Genomic DNA, 7005 nt, shown 5'->3' on the forward strand with positions numbered 1-7005 from the left:
CAGATGGAAAAATTTTAATAAAAACGTATCATGATGGTTTAATAGGGGACGACAGGGAAGTAATAGAAAGTGCACAGAGAGGTAGTATTGATTTTGCAAGTTCATCAACACCAAATATGACAAGTTTCACAAATTATTTTACCGCTTGGGATCTTCCTTATATATTCGAAAACAAAGATGAGGTTTATAAAGCTCTGGATGGAAAACCAGGAGATATTATTCGTGAAGAAATGTTAAAGGCAGGTTTTGTTGTTATATTTTTTCCGGATTATGGATTTCGTCAAATAGTAAATAATATTAAACCAGTGGAAAGACCTTCAGACCTCGTAGGAATGAAAATAAGAACAACAAACTCTAAGATTGAACAGGAAGATTTTAATTCATACGGAGCAAATCCAACTCCAATGGCTTGGTCAGAAGTTTTCACTGGTTTACAACAAGGAACTGTTGATGGTGAGGGAAATAGTTATTCATTGTTATGGGATACAAAGCATCAGGAAGTACTGAAGCATGCGGTGGAGGTCAATTATAATTATAGCTCCGATGTACTGGTCATGAATAAAGATATATTTGAGGCACTCTCGGAAGAAAATAAAAAGATAATCATGGAGGCTGGAGATGAGGCTTTGCAATGGCAAAGAGCTCGTGCAAATGAAAGGGAAGCGGAAGCAAGGCAACAATTTATAGATTATGGTATAGAGGTTTATGTACCGACTGAAGAAGAGATGAAAGAGTGGAAAAAGGCGACAGAGCCAGTATGGGATAAATTTGTAAAAGAGGGTTTAGCTGAACCTGAATATGTTGATGTAATTCTAGAAACAATTGGAAAAACAAAGGAAAGTATTTTCAAATGATGAATAATAAAGGTGGTGAGTGTTTATGAAGCAAGAATCTATTTCAGAGATACAAAATATTCCCGCGCCTAATACTAAAGGTATAAAAAATGTAGTTAAATTTCTGGATGAAAGACTTGAAGAGATGTTAATCGTGCTAGGATTTTTAATCTTTATCATATTAATAAATTTTCAAGTAATAAACAGATACTTGTTACCGTTTATTGAAATAGCAAATATTACTACGTGGACGGAAGAAATTTCTAGATATATTTTTATTACTGTTTCTTTTCTTGGTGCAAGTTTAGCTATTAAGAAGAGGGAGTCCATTCAAGTAAATGCACTTGTGAAAAGATTACCGATGAGGATACAAAGGTCTATTAATTTAGCAAATACAATTTTTATGCTTTATTTTAGTTATATTATGATTCGTTACGGTTTCGATTTAATCTCATTCCAATTATCGACAGGACAAACAACGCCCGCATTAGGTATAAAAATGGCGATTCCATACAGCGTTGTCCCAATAGGTTTTTCATTGATAATTTTAAGATTGATACAGAACTTTAGTTTTGATATAAAAAAGCTCCAGATAAAAGATGGAGTTTGGGGAATCTTGATGGCCATAAGCATTATTTTACCAATGGCACTAGCGGGTAAGACAGAAGTAGCTGTTCTTCTATTCGGATACTTTATCTTGTTTATATTAATTGGGATGCCAATTGCTTTCTCATTAGGAATTAGTACTTTAGCGACTGTACTTGCTACAGATGCAATTCCAATAGACTTTCTTCCTCAAACGGCATTTACAAGTATTGATAATTTTCCGATAATGGCAGTTCCATTTTTCATTGCTGCAGGAATTATTATGGGTGGTGGAAACATTATCAAAAGACTCCTAAGGCTATCTGATGAACTATTAGGATTCCTACCTGGAGGTTTAGCACTAGTTTCCATAGTAACATGTATGTTTTTTGCGGCTATTAGTGGGTCAGGTCCGGCGACTGTTGCTGCGATTGGTACCTTATTAATCCCGGCTATGATTAAACAAGGATATAATGCTGGTTTCGCAACAGCTGTTGTAGCGACTGCAGGATCTCTAGGCGTAATTATACCTCCTAGTAACCCTTTAGTAATCTACGGTATAGTAGGGCAACAATCGATATCTAAGCTGTTCATGGCAGGTATTGTGCCTGGTATTCTTACAGGATTAGCATTAATGCTTGTAACTTATTTAATCTCTAAAAAAAATAAGTGGCAAGGGGATAAAACAAATTTCAATCTAAATTCTACATTGAAAGCTGCTTGGGACGCAAAACTAGCTCTTTTAGTTCCAGTAATAATTTTAGGTGGTATATACGGAGGGTTTATGACTCCCACAGAAGCCGCGGCTGTTGCAGCAGCATATGGTTTGATAATAGGCTTCTTTGTTTACAAAGATCTCACCTTAAAGAAAATGTATAAAGATTTAGCAACTGCTGGGATTACTTCTTCTGTAATTATTCTACTCATTGTAATGGCAAGTATCTTTGGACGTCTAATTACTTTAGAAGGCGTTGCTGAAACAGTCGCAAATTTTGTCTTGACGATAAGTGAGGATAAAATAATTATCTTGTTGTTACTTAATATACTGTTACTTCTTGTAGGACTTGTAATGGAGGCACTAGCAGCCATTGTTATTTTAACACCAATACTGTTGCCAATAGCTGTGGAATTAGGTGTAGATCCAGTACATTTTGGCTTAATTATGGTTTTTAATCTTGCAATTGGATTTATAACTCCTCCAGTAGGTGTCAATTTGTTCGTAGCAGCTGGAATTGCCAAGTTGGAAATAGAGGAAGTAGTAAAAGGAATAGTTCCATTACTTTTAACAATGTTAGTTTTACTAGGATTAGTTACTTATATTCCGATGCTTAGCATGTGGTTAGTTGGCTTCCTTGATTAGAAATGGAACATGGATGGTAATAAAGAAATTAGAGGAGGATTATTATGACTTCAACATATTTCCCTAGACAAATAGAAATAGGGAGAGATTGCTTAGGAGAATTAGGAAGAGTTGCTCAAGAAATGGAGGTAAAAGACTTATTTATCATTATAGACTCATTCCTATTACAGCAACTTGGATATGAAAAGAAAATTAAAGAGATTGTAGAAGCAAAAAATATAAAGTTAACCTTCTTCTCTGATTTTCAAGGAGAGCCTACAACAAATCATGTCAATGATGCACTAGTGAAGCTTAATAATAAAAAATCTGATTGTGTTGTAGCAATTGGTGGAGGAAGTGCAATCGATATTGCAAAGGCTGTTGCTTTATTTGGCGCAAATCCATTAATAGAATGGGAAAAAATTCAAGAAGCTTTAAAGCTGGATAGGCTCCCATTAATAGCATTACCAACTACGGCAGGCACAGGATCAGAGGTTACTAAAGTTATGGTTATAACAAATGTGGAAACACAGCAAAAAATGAATCCTGGACATAAGGACCTCATTCCAGATGTCGCAATTTTGGATCCATTGTTGACTGAGAGTTTACCGCCACACTTTACGGCATATACAGGAATGGATGCATTAACTCATGCAATTGAAGCATATATATCTACTAAAGCAACTCCGACAACAGATAACTTTGCTCTTAAAGCTATCCAATTAATTGGTAAAGCGTTACCACGTGCATACGAAAACGGAAAGGATCTTGAGGCGAGAGAAAGTATGTTGTTAGCAAGTTCATATGCTGGTATAGCCTTCTCAAATGCTTCTACGAATCTTGCTCATGCTTTAGGTAGAGCTTTAGGAACGAGATTTAATATTCCTCATGGTTTAAGTGTTTCATTAATGCTTCCTTTCGTTCTTCATTATGGATTGGAGGTCACTACTGATAGGTATGTGGATATTGGAATTGCCTTAGGGCTAGTAAATGATGGAGAAGCTAAAAAAATGGCGGAATCTACTATTGAAAATATAAGTAGAATGAATGATCATTATGGAATTTGGCAAGCTGGAGTTAAGTATATCAATTTGGAAGATTTGGATGAAAATATAAATCTTTTAGTAGAAGATGCACTGAGTGGTAATGGTATTTTAACAAATAAGATTGTACCAACTGAAAAAGATATTGAAGGTATACTACTGATGTTAATAGAGAAGTTAAAAAAGCAAAAATTAATGAGCTGATAACTTCTTATTATAAATTTTAGAATAATTTTGGTTTATCTGGTACGGACGTCATGACAAAGATGATGTGTAATTTTGGAACAAAGTATGAAACTACTTTCACAGAGGAGGAAAAAGAATGACAAACACAAAAGAAGTAATGAAGGAAAAGGTAAATAAAAAAGTGAAGATGACGCCAAGTGAGGCAATAGTAGAAACATTAGTTGCTGAAGGTGTAAAAGATATTTATGGGATACTCGGATCAGCATTTATGGATATGCTCGATTTACTCCCAACGGCAGGTATTAACTTTGTACCTGTAAGGCATGAACAAAGTTCAGCACATATGGCGGATGCGTATACGCGTGTTACTGGTATCGCAGGGGTTGTAATTGGTCAAAATGGACCTGGCATTACTAATATGGTAACTTCTGTCGCTGCCGCAAATCAAGCACATACTCCAATGGTAATTATATCTCCATCTGCTGGTACGCCTACTATTGGTTGGGATGGTTTTCAAGAGTGTGATCAAGTGTCTGTCTTTAAATCGATCACAAAAGAAACTGTTCGTGTTACACATAGAAGCCGAGTCGCGGAATCGCTAAGAACTGCTTTCCGTATTGCTTACGCAGAAAGAGGTCCAGTTTTGTATGATATCCCTCGTGATTACTTTTATGGTGAACTTGAGGAACAAATCTTATCTCCTCATCAGTATCGCGTAGATGCTCGTGGGAGCGGTGATCCAGCTTCTATTGAAAAAGCTGTAGAGCTTCTGAAGAAAGCTAAAAATCCAGTAATACTTTCAGGACGCGGAGTGGTTGATTCAAACGGAATAGATGTTGTTAGTAAAATAGCAGAATATTTAACTGCACCTGTAGCCGTTTCATATATGCATAATGATGCTTTTCCAGCTGACCATCCATTGGCTGTTGGACCAATCGGATATATGGGATCAAAAGCTGCTATGAATTCCATAAAGAAAGCGGACGTGTTACTAGCAATTGGAACTCGATTGTCCGTATTCGGAACTTTACCAGCTTATGATATTGAATACTTTCCAAAAGATGCAGATATAATTCAAATTGATATTAATCCAAGGAATATTGCTAGAACACATCCAGTTGAAGTAGGTATTATAGGAGATGCGAAAAGTGCGAGTGAAGAAATTCTTAAGCAACTAACTGGAGAAGAGAGAGAAGTAGATTCTTCTCGTTTAGTAGAAATAAATAATCTTAAAAAAGACTGGGAGAAAGAACTCACCGACTTAGCTATGGTTGAAGGAAATCGAATTAATCCGAGACGTGCATTATTAGAGGTAAGAAAAGCATTACCGGATAATACAATAATTTCGACTGATATTGGAAATGTATCATCCACAGCAAATGCTTATTTGCACTTTAACCAAAGTAGACGGCATATTGCAGCATTGACTTTTGGAAATTGTGGATTTGCTTATCCTGCAGCAATGGGTGCACAAATTGCAGAGCCAGATTCACCAACATGTGCAATTGTAGGTGATGGGGCTTGGGGGATGAGCTTACATGAAATTAGTACTGCAGTGGAACAAAATCTACCTGTAATTGCTTGTGTATTTAATAATGAATCTTGGGCAGCTGAGAAAAAGAATCAGGTAGATTATTATAATAATCGTTTTGTAGGATCAAATATCGAAGCACCCGATTTTGCGGAAGTAGCTCGCTCGATGGGAGCGCTAGGTTTTACTGTGGAAAAGGCAGAAGATATTGGACCAGCGATTGAGGAAGCATTGAAGGCAAAAAAACCAGCAATCATTGATATTCATGTTGATGGAACTATGCTTGCGCCACCATTTAGAAAAGATGCTTTAGAAATGCCAACCCGTTACTTGGAAAAATACAAGCATTTGGATTATCATAGTTGGAAAGATCAATAAATATATAAATACTTCTCAGAAGTAATCTAAATGAACATTCATAATCTCTATTTAACTACTTTTATTTAATGAAAGTATGGGAGATTATGAATGTTTCTTATTTAAAGGAAGAGTTCAAAAGTAAGGAGTGCGCTTATGGGGAAAATAAAAAATTATATGGATAAACTTGCAGTTGCCTCTAACCGTAATTTCTTTAGTGTTAATTTTCCTGGGATTGTTCTGTGTTTTATTGTGATGATTTTAGGAGTTTATTTAGCTAATCTTATTGGGGTTGTAATTGTAAAATTGGAAATTTTACCGGAGGGGAGTTCAAGTCCTGTATCTGGAATATTCGTAGCTATTATTCTTGGAATTTTCATTCGGAATGTAATTAATATACATCCAATTTTCACTTCTGGAATTGCTTTAGCCGTAAAGTATGCTTTAAGGTTAGGAATTATCTTGCTCGGGCTTAGGTTAAGTTTAATAGAAGCACTCAGACTAGGAGCATGGGGTATCCCGTTAATTATTGCCTGTATATCCTCAGGTATCATAGTAACTTTATATTTTACAAGTAAAATGAAACAGTCCAAACGACTTGGGACGTTAATTGCAGGTGGTACTGGTATTTGTGGTGTAACTGCTATCATGGCAATTTCTCCTGTAATAAAGGCAAAAGACAATGAAATTTCATATGCTATCGCAAACATTACTATTTTTGGTCTAATTAGCATGTTATTCTATCCCTTCCTTGCCAATACTTTTTTCGGTGATGATGCAATCAAAGCTGGTCTTTTTTTAGGCACAGCAATTCATGATACTGCCCAAGTAACAGGGGCTGCACTAATATACAATCAGATGTATGACATTGAAAAAGCAGTGAATGTTGCAATGGTGACAAAACTGACTAGAAATTTATTTATAATAGCCGTAATTCCAATTATCTCCTCTTTATTTTTTAGAAATATGGATGGTAAAGATGCAATAGAAGGCAGTGAAAGGAAAATTCCAAAATGGTATAAACTTGTTCCAATGTTTGTAATAGGATTTTTACTACTTGCATTTATAAGAACAGTTGGTGACATGAATATAGAAAATAATGGATTAGCTCTAGGTTTCTTAGATGCAACA

The 7005-nt window shown here is 35.6% G+C and carries 5 protein-coding genes; all 5 read left to right on the top strand.

The window, feature by feature from the left end:
* The coding region (locus AC06OU_RS16545) for a TRAP transporter substrate-binding protein (RefSeq protein WP_475857242.1) at positions 1-854 on the top strand (854 nt) is incomplete at its 5' end.
* 25 nt (positions 855-879) lie between these two features.
* Entirely contained in the window at positions 880-2778 is a 1899-nt protein-coding gene (locus AC06OU_RS16550) for a TRAP transporter large permease (protein WP_475857244.1), read from the top strand.
* Positions 2779-2822: 44 nt separating this feature from the next.
* On the top strand, positions 2823-4004 hold the full coding sequence (locus AC06OU_RS16555) for an iron-containing alcohol dehydrogenase (protein ID WP_475857245.1): 1182 nt from the start codon (positions 2823-2825) through the stop codon (positions 4002-4004).
* Positions 4005-4122: 118 nt separating this feature from the next.
* Positions 4123-5895 (top strand): sulfoacetaldehyde acetyltransferase, encoded by a 1773-nt coding sequence (gene xsc / locus AC06OU_RS16560; RefSeq protein WP_475857247.1) that lies wholly within the window; start codon positions 4123-4125, stop codon positions 5893-5895.
* A 135-nt stretch (positions 5896-6030) separates the two neighbouring features.
* Positions 6031-7005: YeiH family protein (locus tag AC06OU_RS16565; RefSeq protein WP_475857248.1), on the top strand; the 975-nt coding region annotated here is incomplete at its 3' end.

Source organism: Psychrobacillus sp., from assembly GCF_056205495.1.